18 protein-coding genes are annotated in these 17,657 nt (G+C 67.2%); 7 read left to right on the forward strand and 11 right to left on the reverse strand.

Going from position 1 to position 17,657, the window contains the following annotated elements; all coding sequences use genetic code 11:
- Positions 1 to 154: 154 nt before the first annotated feature.
- On the reverse strand, positions 155 to 1,021 hold the full coding sequence (gene cynR / locus ASE31_RS28545; RefSeq protein WP_057206501.1) for a transcriptional regulator CynR: 867 nt from the start codon (positions 1,019 to 1,021) through the stop codon (positions 155 to 157).
- 142 nt (positions 1,022 to 1,163) lie between these two features.
- Between cynR and ASE31_RS28550 the strand changes: the two genes are divergently transcribed.
- From ASE31_RS28550 to ASE31_RS28565, 4 genes are read left to right on the forward strand one after another with little or no spacing between them, the layout of a single operon-like run.
- The gene (locus ASE31_RS28550) at positions 1,164 to 2,357 is read left to right on the forward strand and encodes a muconate cycloisomerase family protein (protein WP_057206266.1); all 1,194 of its coding nucleotides are present in this window, start codon (positions 1,164 to 1,166) and stop codon (positions 2,355 to 2,357) included.
- A 20-nt stretch (positions 2,358 to 2,377) separates the two neighbouring features.
- Entirely contained in the window at positions 2,378 to 2,653 is a 276-nt protein-coding gene (gene catC, locus ASE31_RS28555) for a muconolactone Delta-isomerase (RefSeq protein ID WP_057206268.1), read from the forward strand.
- 46 nt (positions 2,654 to 2,699) lie between these two features.
- A complete protein-coding gene (locus ASE31_RS28560) occupies positions 2,700 to 3,686 on the forward strand; it encodes a tripartite tricarboxylate transporter substrate binding protein (RefSeq protein WP_157412701.1) in 987 nt (328 codons plus the stop codon).
- Positions 3,687 to 3,740: 54 nt separating this feature from the next.
- Complete coding sequence (locus ASE31_RS28565) at positions 3,741 to 4,661, forward strand: dioxygenase (RefSeq protein ID WP_057206270.1); 921 nt, start codon at positions 3,741 to 3,743, stop codon at positions 4,659 to 4,661.
- Here ASE31_RS28565 and ASE31_RS28570 read toward each other — a convergent pair whose 3' ends face one another.
- The 7 genes from ASE31_RS28570 to ASE31_RS28600 form a co-directional block, all read right to left on the reverse strand.
- The gene (locus ASE31_RS28570) at positions 4,662 to 4,868 is read right to left on the reverse strand and encodes a hypothetical protein (RefSeq protein WP_057206272.1); all 207 of its coding nucleotides are present in this window, start codon (positions 4,866 to 4,868) and stop codon (positions 4,662 to 4,664) included. It abuts the gene before it with no gap.
- A gap of 41 nt (positions 4,869 to 4,909) precedes the next feature.
- Positions 4,910 to 5,656, reverse strand: coding sequence for an aspartate/glutamate racemase family protein (locus ASE31_RS28575; protein ID WP_057206273.1), 747 nt, complete (start codon positions 5,654 to 5,656; stop codon positions 4,910 to 4,912).
- 5 nt (positions 5,657 to 5,661) lie between these two features.
- On the reverse strand, positions 5,662 to 6,471 hold the full coding sequence (locus tag ASE31_RS28580) for a GntR family transcriptional regulator (protein WP_082604410.1): 810 nt from the start codon (positions 6,469 to 6,471) through the stop codon (positions 5,662 to 5,664).
- Between the two features lie 21 nt (positions 6,472 to 6,492).
- Positions 6,493 to 7,386, reverse strand: a complete 894-nt coding sequence (locus ASE31_RS28585; RefSeq protein WP_057206275.1) for an ABC transporter permease — start codon at positions 7,384 to 7,386, stop codon at positions 6,493 to 6,495.
- Positions 7,387 to 7,426: 40 nt separating this feature from the next.
- Positions 7,427 to 8,341 (reverse strand): ABC transporter permease, encoded by a 915-nt coding sequence (locus ASE31_RS28590; protein WP_057206278.1) that lies wholly within the window; start codon positions 8,339 to 8,341, stop codon positions 7,427 to 7,429.
- 100 nt (positions 8,342 to 8,441) lie between these two features.
- The gene (locus ASE31_RS28595; protein WP_057206280.1) at positions 8,442 to 9,734 is read right to left on the reverse strand and encodes a PotD/PotF family extracellular solute-binding protein; all 1,293 of its coding nucleotides are present in this window, start codon (positions 9,732 to 9,734) and stop codon (positions 8,442 to 8,444) included.
- Between the two features lie 69 nt (positions 9,735 to 9,803).
- Positions 9,804 to 10,904: an ABC transporter ATP-binding protein gene (locus ASE31_RS28600; RefSeq protein WP_057206282.1), complete on the reverse strand. Its 1,101-nt coding sequence runs from the start codon at positions 10,902 to 10,904 to the stop codon at positions 9,804 to 9,806.
- A 264-nt stretch (positions 10,905 to 11,168) separates the two neighbouring features.
- On the opposite strand from ASE31_RS28600, the gene ASE31_RS28605 reads away from it, so the two are divergent.
- Positions 11,169 to 12,302: a GGDEF domain-containing protein gene (locus ASE31_RS28605; protein WP_235514797.1), complete on the forward strand. Its 1,134-nt coding sequence runs from the start codon at positions 11,169 to 11,171 to the stop codon at positions 12,300 to 12,302.
- On the opposite strand, the gene ASE31_RS28610 is transcribed toward ASE31_RS28605, so the two are convergent.
- From ASE31_RS28610 to ASE31_RS28620, 3 genes are read right to left on the reverse strand one after another with little or no spacing between them, the layout of a single operon-like run.
- Positions 12,284 to 13,159: a CoA ester lyase gene (locus tag ASE31_RS28610; protein ID WP_057206285.1), complete on the reverse strand. Its 876-nt coding sequence runs from the start codon at positions 13,157 to 13,159 to the stop codon at positions 12,284 to 12,286. The two genes, ASE31_RS28605 and ASE31_RS28610, sit on opposite strands and share 19 nt — an antisense overlap.
- The gene (locus ASE31_RS28615) at positions 13,159 to 14,340 is read right to left on the reverse strand and encodes a CaiB/BaiF CoA-transferase family protein (protein ID WP_057206287.1); all 1,182 of its coding nucleotides are present in this window, start codon (positions 14,338 to 14,340) and stop codon (positions 13,159 to 13,161) included. The genes ASE31_RS28610 and ASE31_RS28615 overlap by 1 nt, the downstream gene beginning before the upstream one ends.
- Before the next feature lie 16 nt (positions 14,341 to 14,356).
- A complete protein-coding gene (locus tag ASE31_RS28620; protein ID WP_057206289.1) occupies positions 14,357 to 15,343 on the reverse strand; it encodes a tripartite tricarboxylate transporter substrate binding protein in 987 nt (328 codons plus the stop codon).
- A gap of 134 nt (positions 15,344 to 15,477) precedes the next feature.
- Here ASE31_RS28620 and ASE31_RS28625 point away from each other — a divergent pair, with 134 nt between their 5' ends.
- Together ASE31_RS28625 and ASE31_RS28630 are read left to right on the forward strand one after the other, a co-directional pair.
- Positions 15,478 to 16,410: a LysR family transcriptional regulator gene (locus tag ASE31_RS28625; protein ID WP_057206291.1), complete on the forward strand. Its 933-nt coding sequence runs from the start codon at positions 15,478 to 15,480 to the stop codon at positions 16,408 to 16,410.
- A gap of 146 nt (positions 16,411 to 16,556) precedes the next feature.
- Positions 16,557 to 17,645 carry an MBL fold metallo-hydrolase gene (locus tag ASE31_RS28630; protein WP_057206293.1) on the forward strand — a complete coding sequence of 363 codons (1,089 nt, stop codon included), beginning with the start codon at positions 16,557 to 16,559 and terminating at the stop codon, positions 17,643 to 17,645.
- Positions 17,646 to 17,657: the final 12 nt, after the last annotated feature.

The raw sequence follows: 17,657 nt of genomic DNA on the forward strand, positions 1-17,657 counted from the left end.
GCTGCTCCTGCTTGGTCAATGCGGCGCTATTATAATTTATTTCTTCTACACCCTCTTGGCGACTCAAGAGAAAGTTACTGCGCCGCCGGGCGCACACCCCGGCCTCCGCCCTCAACACAAGCACGCACCATCCAAGCGAAGCGACACAACAGAATCAAGGCCTGAGCAAAGCAGCAAACTCCAAAGCCGCCCGACTCCGGGAAGCCCCCTTGCGCCACAAGATCCCCGCATGCCGCACCATCCCCGGCGAATGCAGATTGATCGAGTGCAGATCCGCCGCCTGCAAGGCAGCCCGCTCCGGCGCAATGCTCGCCAGATCCCCCCACCGGCACACATCGAGCAAGCCCTCCACCGACTCCATCTCCACCCGAACCAAAGGCACCACCCCGGCAGCCCGCAGGCTCTCATCAATCAGGCGCCGTGTAGTGAACGCGCGCGGCAACATGGCCAGCGGAACCCCAGCCAGGTCCTTCAGGGCCAGGGTACGCCGTCGCGCCAACGGGTGGTCCCGGTTCACCACCAGCTGCAACCGCTCCTCGAACAAAGGCTCGGTCTCGATCTCGACGCGCTCGGTGGGATAAAAGGCGATCCCCACGTCAAGCTGCCCCTCCACCAGCTGCTCCTCGATGGGCCCGGCTCGCAGGTCACGCACCACCACGTTCACGCCCGGGTACGCGCTGCTGAAGGCCGCCACCGCCGCCGGCACCAGCGTATGCAAAAAGGTGGGGATCACCCCCACGGTGAGCGAACCTGACTGCAGCGCGCCCATGTCGGCTAGCGCCATGCGGCCGGCCTCGATCTCCTGCAGCGCGCGCGCCGCGTAGGTGCGAAAGGCCACCCCCGCCTGCGACAGCTTGAGCCCCCGGCCAAGCCGGTCGAACAGGGCCACGCCCAGCTCTTGCTCCAGCTGGCGCAGGCCATGCGACAGCGTGGACTGCGTGACGAACAGGTTCTGCGCCGACTGTGTCAGGTGCTCGGTGCGTGCGATGTCGAGGAAATAGCGGAGCTGGCGGATTTCCATGGTGGAACCCTCCCGAGGAAAACGGATATTCATCGATGATATCGAACGATGCATTGCAAATGAATCATTGGATTTGCAGGCCGGCAAAAACTAAGCTTCGCCTTGAACCCATGTTTCCCCCATCGACCGAAGGCCCGCCCCCATGAACAACCACCCCGGTGGTTTCACCATCGAGCGCATCGAAGCGCGCATCCTGGACATTCCCACCATCCGCCCGCACAAGCTTTCGTTCGGCTCCATCAGCCGCCAGAGCCCGGTCATCGTGCAGCTGTGGCTGGCCAACGGCGCCTGCGGCTTCGGCGAGGCGGCCACCATCGGCGGCCCTTCGTGGAACGAGGAATCGCCCGAGAGCATCCACCACGCCATCACCCAGTACCTGGCCCCGGCCCTTCTGGGCCAGGGTGCGGGCGGCTTCGAGGCGGCCCTGGCGCGCATGGACAAGGCCTGCAAGGGCAATGCCTTTGCCAAGAGCGCCGTGGAGATGGCCCTCATTGACGCGGTGGCCCGCACGCTCGGCCTGCCGGCCTGGCAACTGCTGGGCGGCAAGGTGCACGCGAGCCTGCCCCTGGCCTGGACCCTGGCCAGCGGCAACGTGGAGCGCGACCTGGAGGAAGCCCAACTGCGCCTGGAGCAACGCCGCCACCACATCTTCAAGATGAAGATCGGCGCCAACGCCCCGGCCGACGACGTGGCCCATGTCACGCAGATCGCACGCGGCCTGCAAGGCCGTGCCACGCTGACGGTGGACGTGAACCAGGCCTGGGACGGCAACACCGCGCGCCGCTACCTGCCGCAGCTGGTGGAAGCCGGCGTGACGCTGATCGAGCAGCCGGTGGCCCACTGGAACATCGAGGCCCTGAAGGGCCTGACCGCTGCGCTGGGACGCGACGCCCTGATCATGGCCGACGAAACCGTGTGCACCCCGCAGGACGCGATGGCCCTGGCGCGCGGCCAGGCCTGCCACGTGTTCTCGCTCAAGGTGGCCAAGCACGGCGGCCTGCTGCGCACGCGCAAGGTGGCGGCGGTTGCCGAGGCGGCGGACATCGGCTGGTACGGCGGCACCATGCTGGAGACCTCGCTGGGCAGCGCCGCATCGGCCCACGTCTTCTCCACCCTCACGGGCCAGCACCATGGCTGCGAACTGTTCGGCCCGCAGCTGCTGGTGGACGACATCGTGGAAACCCAGATGCCGATTGCCGACTTTGCATTGCAGCTGCCCGACGGACCGGGCTTCGGCGTGCAGGTGTCGCTCACGCAGCTCGACCGCTTTGACCGCGCCCGCGAAGGCAAGGCGCCCGTCCACATCGATCTGGGCCGCCAGGCCACCACCGTTTAAGAAAGAAGGAGAACCCCGCAATGCTGTTCCTCGTCCGCATGGATGTGCACATCCCCCACGACCTGCCCGCCGACCAGGCCAATGACATCAAGACCCGCGAAAAGGCCTATTCGCAGGAGCTGCAGCGCGACGGCCGCTGGCCGCACATCTGGCGCGTGGTGGGCGAGTACGCCAACTACAGCGTCTTCGACGTGGCCTCCAACGACGAGTTGCACCAGTTGCTGCAGGGGCTGCCGCTGTTCCCGTTCATGAAGATCTCGGTGACACCGCTGGCAAGGCACCCCTCTGCGATCTGACAGCCGCTGCAAAGACAAGACCCGGAGACAAGAAATGAAGATGATGATGAAACGACAACAGGTGCTCGGTCTGCTGGGCGCCGCAATGGCAATGGCTGCCTGGCCCGCCGCACACGCCCAGGCACCCGGCGCCAACTGGCCGAACAAGCCCATCCGCTGGGTCGTTCCCTTCCCGCCCGGCGGCGCCATGGACGCGATCGCCCGCACCCTGGGCGAGAAGGCCGGCCAGGCGCTGGGCCAGCCCTTCGTGATCGAGAACAAGGCCGGCGCGGGCGGCAACATCGGCGCCGAGTTCGTGGCCAGGCAGCCGGCCGATGGCTACACGCTGATGATCACCTCCATCGGCATGGCCACCAACAAGCCGCTGTACGGCAAGCTGTCGTACGACCCCGTCAAGGACTTCGCCCCGGTGAGCCTGCTGGCCGTGGTGCCCAACGTGCTGGTGACCAATGCCACCCAGCCCGAGGTGAAGACCGCTGCCGACGTGATCGCCGCCGCGCGCAAGGCGCCGGGCAAGCTCACCTATGGTTCGGCCGGTAACGGCACCTCCATCCACCTGGCGGGCGAGGTGTTCAACTCGCTGGCGCAGATCGAGATGCTGCACATCCCCTACAAGGGCAGCGGCCCGGCCGTGGCCGACCTGCTGGGCGGGCAGATCAACTACATGTTCGACAGCATCACCTCGGCGCGGCCGCACATCCAGTCGGGCAAGCTGCGCGCCCTGGGCGTGACCACGGCCAAGCGCTCGGCCACCCTGCCCAACGTACCCACCCTGGCCGAAGCCGGCCTGCCGGGCTACGAGGTTTCGCCCTGGTTCGCGGTGTTCATGCCTGCGGGCACGCCCGCGCCCATCGTCAACAAGCTCAACGCCGCCCTGCGCGATGCCATGAAGCAGCCCGACGTGGTGGCCCGCTTCGAGACCATCGGCGCCGAGCCCGTGGGCTCCACGCCCACCGAACTCGCCAAGCACCTGGCGCGCGAATCCGAGCGCTGGGCGAAATTGATTGCCGAGCGCGGTATCAAGCTGGATTGATTGACCCCGTCCCCCCGATTTCCACCCATCCATTCCCACAGAGGAGACAAAAACATGGCAGAACTCACCCAGGCGCAATTGCTGGAGTTGGTCAACACCAAGAAGATCGCCCCCGGCAACCCCCGCGTGCGCCAGCTCACCGAGCGTATCGTCACCGACCTGTTCAAGACCATAGACGAACTCGACGTGACCCCCGACGAATTCTGGGCCGCCACGGCCTGGCTCACGCGCCTGGGCGCGGCAGGCCAGACGGGCCTGATCACGGCCGGCCTGGGCTTTGACCGGCTGCTCGACATCCGCGCCGACGAGGCCGACCAGAAGGCGGGGCGCGAGGGCGGCACGCCGCGCGCCATCGAGGGGCCGCTGTTCGTGGCCGGTGCACCCACGTCCAAGGTGGAAGTGCGCGTGGACGAAGGCGAGCCCAAGGGCGAGGTGTTCATCATGGAAGGCCAGGTGCTGGACCTCGATGGCAAGCCCGTGCCCCATGCCATGGTGGACGTATGGCATGCCAATGAGCAAGGCGGCTACTCGCACTTCTTCCCAGGCATGCAGCCGTTTGAACTGCGCCGCCGCATCGAGACCGATGCCAAGGGCTTTTACCGCTTTCGCAGCTTTCTGCCGCCGGGCTATGCGATTCCGCCGACCGGCCCGGTGGCCGACCTGTTCGCCGCACTGGGCCGCCATGGCCAGCGGCCTGCGCACATCCACTTCCTGGTGGCCGCCCCCGGCATGCGCACGCTGACCACGCAGGTCAATATTCCCGGTGACAGCTACATCGACGATGACTTTGCATTCGCCACGCGCGATGGGCTGATTGTGGAGCTTGAGCGCAATGTGGCGCCCGCAGGCTACGAGTCACTGGGCATCACCGCGCCATTCACGCGCTCGGTATTCAACTTCGTGCTGCCAAAGGCCACCAGCGAAGACGAAGCACTGCCGCTGACGCGCATGGAGCGGGTGGCTGTGCCGGTCTGACTATCCAGCCAGGTCCTGAAGCACGTTGTGTGTCGCAGGGTCTGGCTTCTTCGCGCTGATGAACAGGCTACCGTCTTTGCCTTCTGTCACATACAGCTCGTCGCCAAGCTTGAGTTGCATATGGGACAGCAGTTCATCAGGAAAGATCGCGGCCAAGGAGTCTTCCGCTTCGACCAGCGAGAGTGCATAGTTTTTTGCAGGTGCCATGACCGCACCCTATCCCGTGGCCCAGCCTCTGTCAAATGCGCTCACCCACCTTGGTGCATTCCCAGCGCAGCCATCTCCCCCGACACCCCTTCCCACGCTACATCGAACGCCGGCACACTGCGCTCGGGCGGCACGGCATTGGCCCGCAGGGCCCAGTGGGCGCCCGCGACCACACTGTCGATCACGGGCACGCCTACCTGGGACTGCACTGCCGCCGCCATGCCGGCCAGGCCTGCCCCGCCCAGGATGACGGACTGCACGCCCATCTGGCGCACCACGTCGCGGCAGGCCTGGGCCAGCAGCGCACGCGCAGTCACGGGGTCGGCTGCCAGCTGGGCGCCCGTGGGGGCCACGGTGTGGATGCCGGCCAGCGAATGGGCATGGCCCAGGGCCTGGGCCAGGCGCTGCAGCATGGGGCCCCAGCGCTCGCCGCCGGTGACGATGGCATAGCGGCCGTGGCGCGCAGCTTCGATGAAGGAGGCCTCGGCCAGGCCGGTGACGGGCACGGGGCTGCTTTCGCGCAAGGCCATGAGGCCGGGGTCGCCGAAGCAGCCGATCAGCACAGCGCTGGGTGCCGAGGACTGGGTAGACAAGTCGAGCGCCCAGGCATCGAGCGCGGCATGCGCGGCCACGGCGTAGCTGGCCTCGCAGGCGATGTAGGGGGCGCCAAAGCGTGCGGTGGCCGTGCGCACCACCACATGCGATCCCGCGGCGGCCTGCACATGCTGCTGCAGCAGCGCGCTGACCTTGGGCGACGTGTTCGGGTTGATGACCAGCAGGTGGCGCATGCGGCTCAGCCCGCCATTCCCAGCAGGCTCATGAGATCCGGCGCCTCGCTCGCGGGCGGGGTGAACTCCAGCTGCGACTCGATGCGCGCCAGGTGGTCGAGCATGCGGCGCGCGGCCTCTTTCGCGTCGCGCAGGCGGATGGCGTCGATCAGCGCGCGGTGCTCGCGGCAGCCGCAGGCCGTCGCCTCCTCGCGCTCGCGCGCATGGCTGGGGCTGTAGGTCATGAGGATCAGCGAGGTGCGCGAGACCAGCTCGCGCAGGATGCGCCCCAGCGTCTCGTGGCCTGCGGCCTGCGCGATGTGCAGGTGGAAGTCGCCCGACAGGCGGATGGCGCGGCGCATGTCGCCGCTGGCGCGGGCGGCCTCTTCGTCGTCAATGCAGGCGCGCAGCGCGGCGATGTGCTCATCCGTCGCGTTGGCGATGAACAGCTCCACCAGGCGCGGCTCCAGCAGGCGGCGGGCCTCGAAGACTTCGAGCGCTTCTTCGGGGGTGGGCTGGGCGATGGAGGCGCCGCGGTTGGGCGTGAGCGTGACCACCTGCTCGTTGGCCAGGCGCACCAGCACCGGCCGCACGCGCGTGCGCGACACGCCGAAGGCCGCCGCCAGCTTGTCCTCCACCAGCTTGGTGCCCGGCGGCAGCCGGTGGTCGAGGATGGCCGAGACCATGCGCTCGTACATATCGTTGTCGCTGAGCAGGCCGCCCGTGGCTGCAGCACTGTCGGCAGGCAGGTCGGCCGGCTCGGAGGATGTGGCCGCAACAGCGCGGCGCCGGGGCTTGGGGGCAGTGGTCATGGAATCGTCGGCACGGATGCGCATGGAAGTCTCATGGCGTGCGGCTCAGCCGGCCCGCCCTTGCTTGCGCTGGCCGAGCGCCCACACCAGCGCCAGCGTGATGCCCATGACCACGAACGACACCACGGTGGTCAGCGTGCCCAGTGCGTAGATGGACGGCGTGGTCACCGTGCTGGTCAGGCCCTGCAGCTCCAGCGGCAGCGTGTTCACATCGCCGATGGCCTGCGAGGTGCGGGCTATCTCGTCCCAGCTCAGGGTGAAGCCGAACATGCCGATGCCCACTACCGAGGGCGCTATCAGCGGCAGCACCACGTGGGCAAAGCCCTGCCAGGGGGTGGCGCCCAGGTCGCGCGCGGCTTCTTCATACGCCGGGTTGAAGCGGTTGAACACCGCGAACATGATGAGCAGGCCGAACGGCAAGGTCCAGGTCAGGTGCGCGCCCAGGGCCGAGGTGAACAGACCCAGCGAGGTGCCGTAGCCCTCCAGCGTGCTCTCCATGCCCAGCCATTCGAGGGCGGCCTTGATGCCGTTGTCGATGAGCCGGAACTCCAGCCCGATGCCCAGCGAAACGATGATGGACGGCATGATCAGGCTGGCCACGACGATGAAGAACAGCGTGTTGCCCCCCGCCAGCCGCTTGCGAAAGGCCAGGCCCGCCAGCACCGACAGCACCACCGTGCACAGCATCACCGCCACGCCCAGGCCGAGCGAGCGCCACAGCGCCGCGCCGATGTCGACCACGCCCAGCCCCTCGGCCAGCTTGTAGAACCAGTGCAGCGAGACGCCGCGCATGGGGAAGGTGAGCCCGCCCTCGGGGCCCTGGAAGCTCAGGATGAAGATGACGAACATGGGCCCGTACATGAACAGCACGAACAGGCTGAACACGATGGCCAGCAGCCAGAAGCTGGCCGGGCGGGATTCGCGGATGCGGGCTTTCATGCGGATGTCCTGTGGAGGTTGTCGGCGGCGCAGGTGGTGCTCAAAGCTCTTTGCGGATGTCGACCAGGCGCGTGAGCCCCCAGATGATCATCAGCACCACCGCCAGCAAAATCACGGCATTGGCCGCGGCCAGCGGAAACTGCAGGTACGAGGTCTGCACCTGGATGATCTTGCCGATGGAGGCGATCTGCTGGCCACCCATCACGCCGATGGTGACGAAGTCGCCCATGATGATGGTGATCACGAAGATCGAGCCGATGATGATGCCGGTGCGCGAGAGCGGGACGATCACGTTCCACAGCGTCTGCCAGCCGCTGGCGCCGCTGTCGCTGGCCGCCTCGATGAGGCTGCGGTCGATGCGCATCATGCTGTTGAAGATGGGCACGATCATGAACATGGTGTACAGGTGCACGAAGGCCAGCACCACCGAGAAGTCCGAGAACAGCAGCCACTCGATGGGCTGATCGACCATGCCCATGCTGATCAGGCTCTGGTTCACCAGGCCATTGCGCCCCAGGAGCGGAACCCACGAGATCATGCGGATCACGTTGGAGGTCCAGAACGGAATGGTGCACAGCACGAACAGCAGCGTCTGCATGCCCGAGGAGCGCACGTGGAAGGCCAGGAAATAGGCCACGGTGAAGCCGATCACCAGCGTGATCAGCCATACGAGAAAACTGAACTTGAGTGTGGAGTAATACGTCTTGAGCGTGACGCACAGGCCCTCCGACGCATCGCCACAGCCCGCAAAGATCGAGATGTAGTTCTTGAACGTGAAGCCGGGCAAGAGCTCGTACTCATTGAAGTCCCAGAAGCTGACCATCACGATCAGCGCCAGCGGAATGAGGAAGAACAGCGCGAACACCAGCGTGAACGGCGCGGCCTGCCACCAGGCGGCAATGCCGCGCCCGGGGGCGGCGCTCGATGGCAGAGACGGTGTGGTGGTGGTGCTCATGGTGTCTTGGAATAACCTGTGAAAGCCCTGCGCCGCGCGCAGGGCATGCCGCCCCCGCTCGGGGCAGCGGGGCACGCCCTGGCGGGCGTGACGGCCCCTCTTATGCAGCTACAAATTCATTCCATTTCTGGACCATGTAGTTGTTTTCGTCCATCAAGGCGTTCCAGCAGGCGATGCCGCCCATGCGCGCTTCGTAGCTGCCGCCGTCGCGCACCGCGCCGGTCTTGGCCAGCACGTCGCCATTGGGGCTCTTGATGTCCTGCGTGGCGGGCTTGCCTTCCATCCAGTAGGCCCACTCGTAGGCTTCCATCTTGGACTTGGCGGTCTCCAGCACGGCGCTGTAGTAGCCCTGGCGGTTCAGGTAGGCACCGGCCCAGCCGTCGAGGAACCAGTTGATGAACTCGTACGCGCCGTCGAGCTTGCGACCCGAGAGCGTGGCCGGCAGGCCGAAGCCGGCGGCCCAGGCGCGGTAGCCTTCCTTGAGCGGCTGGAAGTTGCAGGCAATACCCTTGGTGCGCACGGCCGTGACGGCCGGGCTCCACATCGATTGGATCACCACTTCGCCCGATGCCATCAGGTTCACTGACTCGTTGAAGTCCTTCCACAGCGCGCGGAACTGGCCCTGCTTCTTGGCCTCGATCAGGGTCTTGATCGTGAGATCGATCTCCTTCTTGGTCATGTTGCCCTTGTCGGGGTACTTGTAGATACCCATGGCCTCGACCACCATGGCGGCGTCCATGATGCCAATGGAGGGGATGTTCAGGATCGCGGTCTTGCCCTTGAACTCGGGGTTGAGCAGCTCGGCCCAGGAGTTGATGGGGCGCTTGATCAGGTCGGGGCGAATGCCCAGCGTGTCGGCGTTGTACACGGTGGGGATCAGCGACATGTACTGCGTGGGCGCCGTCGCGAACTTCTTGGACTTCTCGCCCTCCAGGTAGATCACCTTCTTGGGCGCGGTGCCCTGGTCGCCCACGGCCTTGCCGGCCACCATGCCGTTGGTGAACAGCGTGGTGATCTTGTCGGCGTTCTTGATGCGCTTGGTGTCGATGCCCTTCAAGTTGCCCGTGGGCACGATCTTCTTGAGCGAGAAGTATTCGGTGTCGATCAGGTCGAAGCTGTTGGGCGCGGTCACGGCGCGCTTGGTCACGTCGTCGGTGGTCACGGCCACGTACTGGATCTCGATGCCGGTGTCGGCCTTGAACTTCTCGGCAATCGCCTTGTCCTGGTTCACGGCCGTGCCCAGGTAGCGCAGCACGATCTTTTCCTGCGAATGGACGGCCGGGAACACGCCAGCGGCCAGGATGCCCGCCGTGCCCTTGAGCAGCGAGCGGCGCTGCACGCCGGTGGTGTCAGAGGCAACAGCGGGGGAATCGGCACGAGAGTCGTCGGACATGGGAGAGCTCCTTGGTTTGCAAAGTGGAGGGGTGGAAACAGACAGCGGACACGAAAGAATGAGAAAGGCTCAGGCCGGCACGGCCTGGGCAGTGGCCGTCGCCACAGGCGCGGGCACAGGTACCGCCTGCGGGGAGAGGGGATGGGCCTGCTCGGGCGTCCAGTGCAACTGCACCGCCTGCCCCACCGCATAGGGCTGTGCGGCAAAAGCGGCTTCGGAGACCATCACCGAGTAGGCGGCCGTGGAGTTCGCCGACAGGGCCACGCCCTGCTTTTGCAGGCCCAGCAGCACGTAGGTGCCCTGGTACTCCACGTCGGTCACCACGGCCTGCATGTGCAGGGCGCCCCAGGGCAGCGGCGTGCCCTGCGGCAGCACCTGCAGGTGGTCGGTGCGCACGCCGACCTTGCCACCCTCCGTATCGATCACGTTGTGGCCGCCCATGAAGCGCGCCACGAATTCGCTGGCGGGCCGGTTGTAGACCTCGTGCGGTGAGCCCACCTGCTCGATCACGCCGTGGTTCATCACCACCATGGTGTCGGCCAGGGCCATCGCCTCCTCCTGCGAGTGGGTCACGTGGATGAAGGTCAGGCCCAGCTCCTTTTGCCAGCGGCGCAGCTCGGCGCGCATCTGGATGCGCAGGAACGGGTCGAGCGCCGAGAGGGGTTCGTCCAGCAGCAGCACGCGCGGCTGGGTGATCAAGGCGCGCGCCAGCGCCACGCGCTGCTGCTGCCCGCCCGAGAGTTCGGCCGGCTTGCGCTCGGCCAGGTGGCCCATGGCCACGCGCTCGAGCAGATCCCGCGCCTTGGCCTGGCGCTCGGCCTTGGCCACGCCCTTCATCTTGAGGCTGAAGGCCACGTTGTCCAGCGCCGAGAGATGCGGGAACAGCGCGAAGCTCTGGAACATCATGGCCGTGCCACGCGCGGCGGCGGGCAGGTCGGTGATGTTGCGGTTTTCGAGCAATATGTCGCCGCTGGTCACTGATTCGTGCCCGGCGATCATGCGCAGCGTGGTGCTCTTGCCGCAGCCCGAAGGGCCCAGCAGGCAGCAGTAGCTGCCGCTAGCGATGCGCAGGTCGATGGCGTCCACGGCGGGCTTGCCGCTGGCATAGCACTTGGTAAGCGCCACGATCTCGATGGCGGCCGGGGGCTGGGCAGGCGTGGTGTCTTGCATGCCAGGATCTACGCAATCTGCGTGCCAGCCTTTGCGCACAATGTTTCGCGCAGTTTGTATACAAAATGCACCGATATCGTGCGCAACCGCTCCCGCCTTGGGCCGCGCGGCACCAAAAACGACGTCGCGCTACTACCACATAAGCCATTCGGCACCATCTGCGCACACGGACAGGTGCCAGTGCAGCCCGGTCACTGGCTATACTGGCAAGTCGCAGAAACATTTCCTTACGAGGCGCCCCCCGTCCCACCGCAGTACTGCAGGATGACGAATCTCGACCCTCGCTCCATGATCGCCCTGGCGGGATTCATGTCCGCCCTGATGGCCATCGTGCTGGCTTGCATGCGGCGCTACTACCCGGCCCACATCCGGGGCATCAGCTCCTGGGCAGCGGCACCGGTGTTCTGGCTGGCATCCACCGCCCTCTTCAGCGCGCGCAGCCTGGTGCCCGACTGGATGAGCTTGGTAGGCGCCAACATGCTGCTCGTGCTGGGCACCATGACCTACTACATGGGTACCCGCGCCTTTCTGGGGCACGCCCACACCTGGCGCATCTGGGGCGCGGTGCTGACCGTGTGCCTGGGCGTATTCACCTGGCTGTCCTATGGCTGGCCCAACTACAGCGTGCGGCTGAGCTTCTTCACGCTGGTGATGTCTTGCATCTACGGCGCCCAGTTGCGCTTTCTGCTGCGCCATGGGGGCAGCAACTTCCCGGTGCGACTGGTGGAGGTGGTGCTGGTGCTGCACCTCACGGTGCTGCTGGTGCGGCTTGGCTCCATCTTCGCGGGGTTCGCGGGCGACAACCTCATGGAGCCATCGGTTTACCAGAACCTGTACATCGGCGCCTACGCGCTCACGGTGCTCATGCTCTCCATCGGCGCGCTGCTCATGGCCACCGACCGGCTGCGCACCGAGCTTGAACACCTGGCCACGCACGACTCGCTGACCCCGGCCCTCAACCGGCGCGCGCTGCTGCAGCGCTGCGAAGAGGAACTGGAGCGCGCGCGCCGCTACGGCGGCGGTCCCTCGCTGATGATGCTGGACCTGGACCATTTCAAGGCCGTGAACGACAGCTGCGGCCACCAGCATGGCGATGCGGTGCTGGTGCACTTCGTGCAACGCACGCTGGCCGTGCTGCGCACGCCCGACCGCATGGGCCGCTATGGCGGCGAAGAGTTCATGGTGGTGCTGCCCGGCACCGATGCCGTCGCAGCGCTCAACGTGGCCCGGCGCATCCACGCCACGCTGGCCGTGGGCCACCCGCTCGATTGCCGGGTCAGCATCGGCCTGACCCAATGGAACGGCCCCGGCGACACGCTGGACGCCATGCTCGCACGCGCCGATGCCGCGCTGTACCAGGCCAAGGCGCAGGGGCGCAATCAGACGGCTGTAGGCTGATCTACCGAGCGGGCCAGCAGGCGGGCAGCCAGCGCCAATACCGGCGCATCGACCATGCGGCCTTCCAGCCGAAATACGGCGCCGCCGTGTGCGGGTGCTGCCGCCAGCACCCTTCTCGCCCACGCCAGTTCCTGCGGCTGGGGCGCAAAGGCGGCCTGCACCGGCACCACCTGCGCGGGGTGGATGCACAGCTTGCCGCCAAAGCCCATGCGCCGGCTGCGCGCCGTGTCCTCGGCCAGGCGCGCCAGGTCGTCGGTGGCCGTGGTCACGCCATCCACAGGCGCGGCCAGCCCCGCGCGGCGCGAGGCGCGCACCAGCCCCAGGCGCACGGGCAGCAGCTCGGCTTCGTCGGCAGCACATTCCATGCCCAGATCTACCTGGAAGTCGAGGTGGCCAAACGCCAGGCGCACCACCTGCGGTGCCTGCGCCAGTGCATCCAGCGCATCCAGCCCCGCATTCGATTCGACCAGCGGCACCAGCAGTCCTTGCGGGCCCAGCGCCTGGGCCACGGCGGCCAGCGCCACTGACGACTCGGCCTTGGCCAGCATGGCACCGGCCAGGCCCAGGGCCACGCAGGCGGCCACGGCCGCCACATCGTCGGTGTGCCAGGGCGTGCCTGCGGCATTGGCGCGCACCAGCAGGCGCGCGCGCTGCGCTGGCTCCAGGGCCTTCACGGCGGCCAGCAAGGCCGTGCGCGCGGCCGCCTTCTCACCGGGCGCCACGGCATCCTCCAGGTCCACGACCACGGCGCCTGCGCCGCTGGCCAGGGCCTTGGCGATGCGCTCGGGCCGGGTGGCGGGAACGAAGAGGAAGGTCGTCGCGCGGGCCATTGCCTGGTGGGTGGACGGCACTGCCATCAGATGGCCTTGCTGGCGCGCAGCGCCGCCAGGTGCCCCTCCCCACGCCCCAGCGAGCGCAGGATGGCCTCGGTGTGCTCACCCACGGCGGGTATCGGGTCCATGCGGTAGTCGAAGCTGCTGTGCGCGCCGGGCGGCAGCAAAGCGTCGAGCGGCCCTTCGGGCGTGTCCACCTGCTGCACGCGGCCGCGCGCCTGCAACTGCGGGTGCGCCCAGACTTCGGCCATGGTGTTCATGCGCGCGTTGGCAATGCGCGCCGCTTCCAGCCGCTCGATGACCTGCGCGGCCGTGAGCGTGCCGAACACGGCGAGGATCAGGGCCCGGAGTTCGGCCCGGTGCGCGTTGCGCCGGGCATTGCTGTCAAAGCGCGGGTCGGCGGCCAACTGCGGCTGCAGCAGCACATGTTCGCAGAACAGCTTCCACTCGCGCTCGTTCTGCAGGCCCAGCATCACTGTGCTGCCATCGCCGGCCGGGAAGGGGCCATAGGGGTAGATGGTGGCATGCGATGCGGCATTGCGCGGCGGCGGCGTGGCGCCACCGTAGGCGTAGTACATCGGAAAGCCCATCCACTCGGCCAGCGATTCGAGCATGGAGACATCGATGCGCGAACCCTGGCCCGTCTTCTCGCGCTGCATCAGCGCGGCCAGCACACTGGTGTAGGCGTACATGCCCGCCGCGATGTCGGCGATGGAGTTGCCCGACTTGCAAGGCTCCTCAGGCGTACCGGTCACCGAGAGGTAGCCCGCCTCGCTCTGGATCAGCAGGTCGTAGGCCTTCTTGTCGCGGTAGGGGCCATCGCCGCCATAGCCCGAGATGTCGCAGACGATGAGGCGCGGGTTGTGCTTGCTCAGCGCCTCCCACGACAGGCCCATGCGCGCAGTGGCGCCGGGCGCGAGGTTCTGCACCAGCACATCGGCGCTGGCCAGCAGCTCCCATAGCACCGCCAGGGCCTCGGGCTGCTTGAGGTCGAGCGTGAGGCTCTCCTTGGAGCGGTTGACCCAGACGAAGTGCGAGGCCATTCCCTCTGCCCTTGTGTCGTAGTCGCGCGCAAAGTCGCCGCCGCCGGGGCGTTCGACCTTGATCACGCGGGCGCCCAGGTCGGCCAGCTGGCGGGTGCAGAACGGGGCGGCGATCGCATGCTCGAGCGACACCACGGTGATGTGGTCCAGGGGGCGGGTCATTGGCTGGCTCCCGTGCTCAGTCGACTGTCGCGCCGGAGGTCTTGACCACCTTGGCCCACTTGGCCAGGTCCTCCTGCAACAGCGCGGCGAATTGCTCCGGCGTGGTCTTGGGCGCGATCTCCACGCCCTGCGCCTCCAGGCGCTCGCGCAGGTCCTTGGCGGCCATGCCCGTGGCCATGCCGTCCTGCAGCTTGGTCTGGATGTCAGCCGGCAGGCCCGCGGGCGCGAACAGCCCGATCCACAGCGTGCCGTTGTAGCCGGCCACCGTTTCGCCGATGGTGGGCACGTCGGGCAGCACGGGGGAGCGCGTGGCGCCGCTCACGGCCAGCGCGCGCAGCTTGCCGGCCTTGATGTGCGACAGCGCCGAGGGCATGCTTGCGAACACCATCGGCAACTGCCCGCCCAGCACGTCGTTGATGGCCGGTGCCACGCCCTTGTAGGGCACATGCTGCAACTGGATGCCGGCCATGCTGTTGAGCATTTCACCGAGCAGGTGGTTGAGCGTGCCATTGCCGGCCGACGCGTACTGGTAGTGGCCCGGCTTGGCCTTGGCCAAAGCCACCAGCTCGGCCATGTTGCGCGCCGGGAAGTCGGGGTTCACCAGCAGCACGTTGGGCACGGAACCGATCAGGCCCACGGGCTTGAAGTCCTTGACCGGATCAAACCCAGGGTTCTTGAAGAGGGCCGGGTTGATGGCCTGGCTGCTGCTGATGGTCATGAGCAGGGTGTAGCCGTCCTTGGGCGCCTTGGCCACGAACTGCGTGCCGATGTTGCCACCCGCACCGGGCCGGTTCTCCACCACGGTGGCGCCGCCCAGCACCTCGCCGAGTTTCTGGCTCACCAGGCGGCCCACGATGTCGTTGGTGCCGCCTGCTGCCTGCGGCACGACCATCACGATGGGGCGGCTGGGGTAGCTGGCTTGCGCGGCGGCCCACAGGGGTGCGGCGAGCAGGGCAGCGAGGGCGGAGCGGCGCGCGATGGCGCGGGGGGCGGCGAACTTCATGCGGTTTGTCTCCTTGGCGTGTTCTCGGATGAGCACGGATGTTCGCCGCCCCGCCGCCCGCGCACAATCACGCATTTCAGAACCAAGCCTTCGCCAGAACCGAAACCTCGCACGCGCGGCAGTAACATGCTGCCATGCAATTCGACCTGACCGATCTGCGCCTGTTCGTGCTCACGGCCGAGCAAGGCGCCCTCTCCCGCGCCGCAGCGGCGCGGCACCTGTCGCTGGCAGCGGCCAGTGCGCGCATCAAGGCGCTGGAGCAGCAGGCGGGCATGCCGCTGCTGTACCGCGAAGCGCGCGGCATGCGCCCCACGCCGGCGGGCGAGGCCTTCTTGCACCATGCGCGCGGCGTGCTGCGGCAGACCGAGCAGTTGCGCACAGACCTGCAGGAGTACAGCGGTGGCCTGCGCGGCCATGTGCGGGTGTTCGCCAACACCACGGCGGTGACGGACTTCATGCCCGAGATCCTGCCCGCCTTCCTCGCGGCCAACCCGCGCGTGAATGTGGAGCTTCAGGAAAAACCGAACGCCGAGATCCCGCGCGGCGTGCTCGACGGCCGGGCCGACATCGGCATAGTCGCCGGCCAGGTGGACACGCTGGGCCTCACCGCCATCCACTTCAGCACCGACCGCCTGGCCCTGGTGGTGCCGCGCGGCCACCGCTTCGCCCGGCGCCGGCGCATGGCCTTTGCCCAGACGCTGGACGAGCCCATGGTGGGCATGCACCCGGCCAGCACGCTGCAGGTCTTTCTGGCCCAGGTCACCGAGCAACTGGGCCAGCCGCAGAAGCTGCGCGTGCAGCTGTCCAGCTTCGACGCCATGTGCCGCATGATCGGTGCCGGCGTGGGCATCGGCATCGTGCCCGAGAGCGCCGCCCGGCGCTACCTGGCGCCCATGGGTCTGGTGCTGATCGACCTGGAAGACGCCTGGAGCGTGCGCGAGCGCTACATCCTGGTGCGCGAGGAAACGCGCATGCCGGCGTATGCGCAGTCGCTGATCGACCTGCTGTGCGCGCACCACCAGAAGCCGCTGGCACCTGCGCCCAAGGTACGCAAGCGGCGCTCCTGACAGCCGCCTGCGCGCGCGATGTTGGCCCAAGCCGGCTTTCAGATCGCTTTCTGCCCCTGGAATGCGTTTGCCCTGAAAGCAGATTGACAGCTTCGCATCCCTAGTCTTCAGGGTAGACGGCGATATTGCCGCGACCTGGAGACACGATGAAACCCAAGACCTCGACACGAATCGCGGCAGCCAGCCTGTGCCTTTCCGCAGCCCTGCTGCCAGCGTGCGGCGGATCCGGCCCCGACCTGCCCGAGAACATGCGCATGACCTGGTTCGGCATCACCAACTGGCACTACCAGATCGGCGACACCGGCATCCTGCTCGATGGCGAGACCATCTCCGACTTCACCGCCAACCCCATGGCGAACGCCCCTTCGGTAGCCAAGGCCCTGCAGACCATCAAGCTGCGCGGCGGCATCGATGCCATCCTCGTCGGTCACGAACATGGGGACCACGGCGTACAGATCCCCGAGTGGGCCAGGCAGACCGGCAAGCCGGTCTATGCCCCTGCAGCGGTCTGCAGTGCCATGGCCAAGGTGGGCCTGCCCGCCAGCCAGTGCACCACGCTCAAGGGCGGCGAGACAGTGCGCATGAACGACGCCGTCACCATCCGCGTGGTGCGCTGGGTGCACAGCGTCTCGGGCTGCACAGCCTTTGGCAACGGCACCAACGACCCGGAGACCTTCGGTTTCCTGGTCAGCGCGAAGACCCGCGCCCGCGCCGAGCCGCTGCAGCTGTTCGTGTCCGACAGCGGCGCCGGCGGCAAGGACCTGACCACCCCGCGCGTGGCCAATGGCGTGACCTACGGCTCGCCCTTGGACAACCTCAAGGCCGCCATGGCGGCTGCGGGCGCGACCAGCCTGGACCTGTGGCAGGGCGGGCCGGAGTCACGCGTGGTAACGCAGGCGCGCATCGTCGTGCCCGAGTTCAAGGTCAAGACATTCATGCCCCACCACCTCGGTGTGCGGGCCAACTCAGTGTCAGAGTTCAAGCTCGAGTACGGTCTGCACTTCCCCTACGATCCCAACGAGCAGCCCCTGCTGCGCGACTTCCTCGCGTCAGCCAAGGTGCCACAGGTGGTGCCGGTCAACTACTGGGATGCGTGGAACTTCGACGCGCAGGGCGTGAAGGTGACCGATAGCGCGAACCAGAAGGCCGTCTACGGCTTGCCCGCGACGGGACCTGGCCCCGGCCGACAGGGGGAGAATCCGCGCGCCGGCCAGCTCGAATGCCCGGGGGACTGAGCGCCCCCCGGC

The sequence above is a fragment of the Acidovorax sp. Root217 genome (assembly GCF_001428645.1).
Taxonomy (GTDB): domain Bacteria; phylum Pseudomonadota; class Gammaproteobacteria; order Burkholderiales; family Burkholderiaceae_C; genus Acidovorax.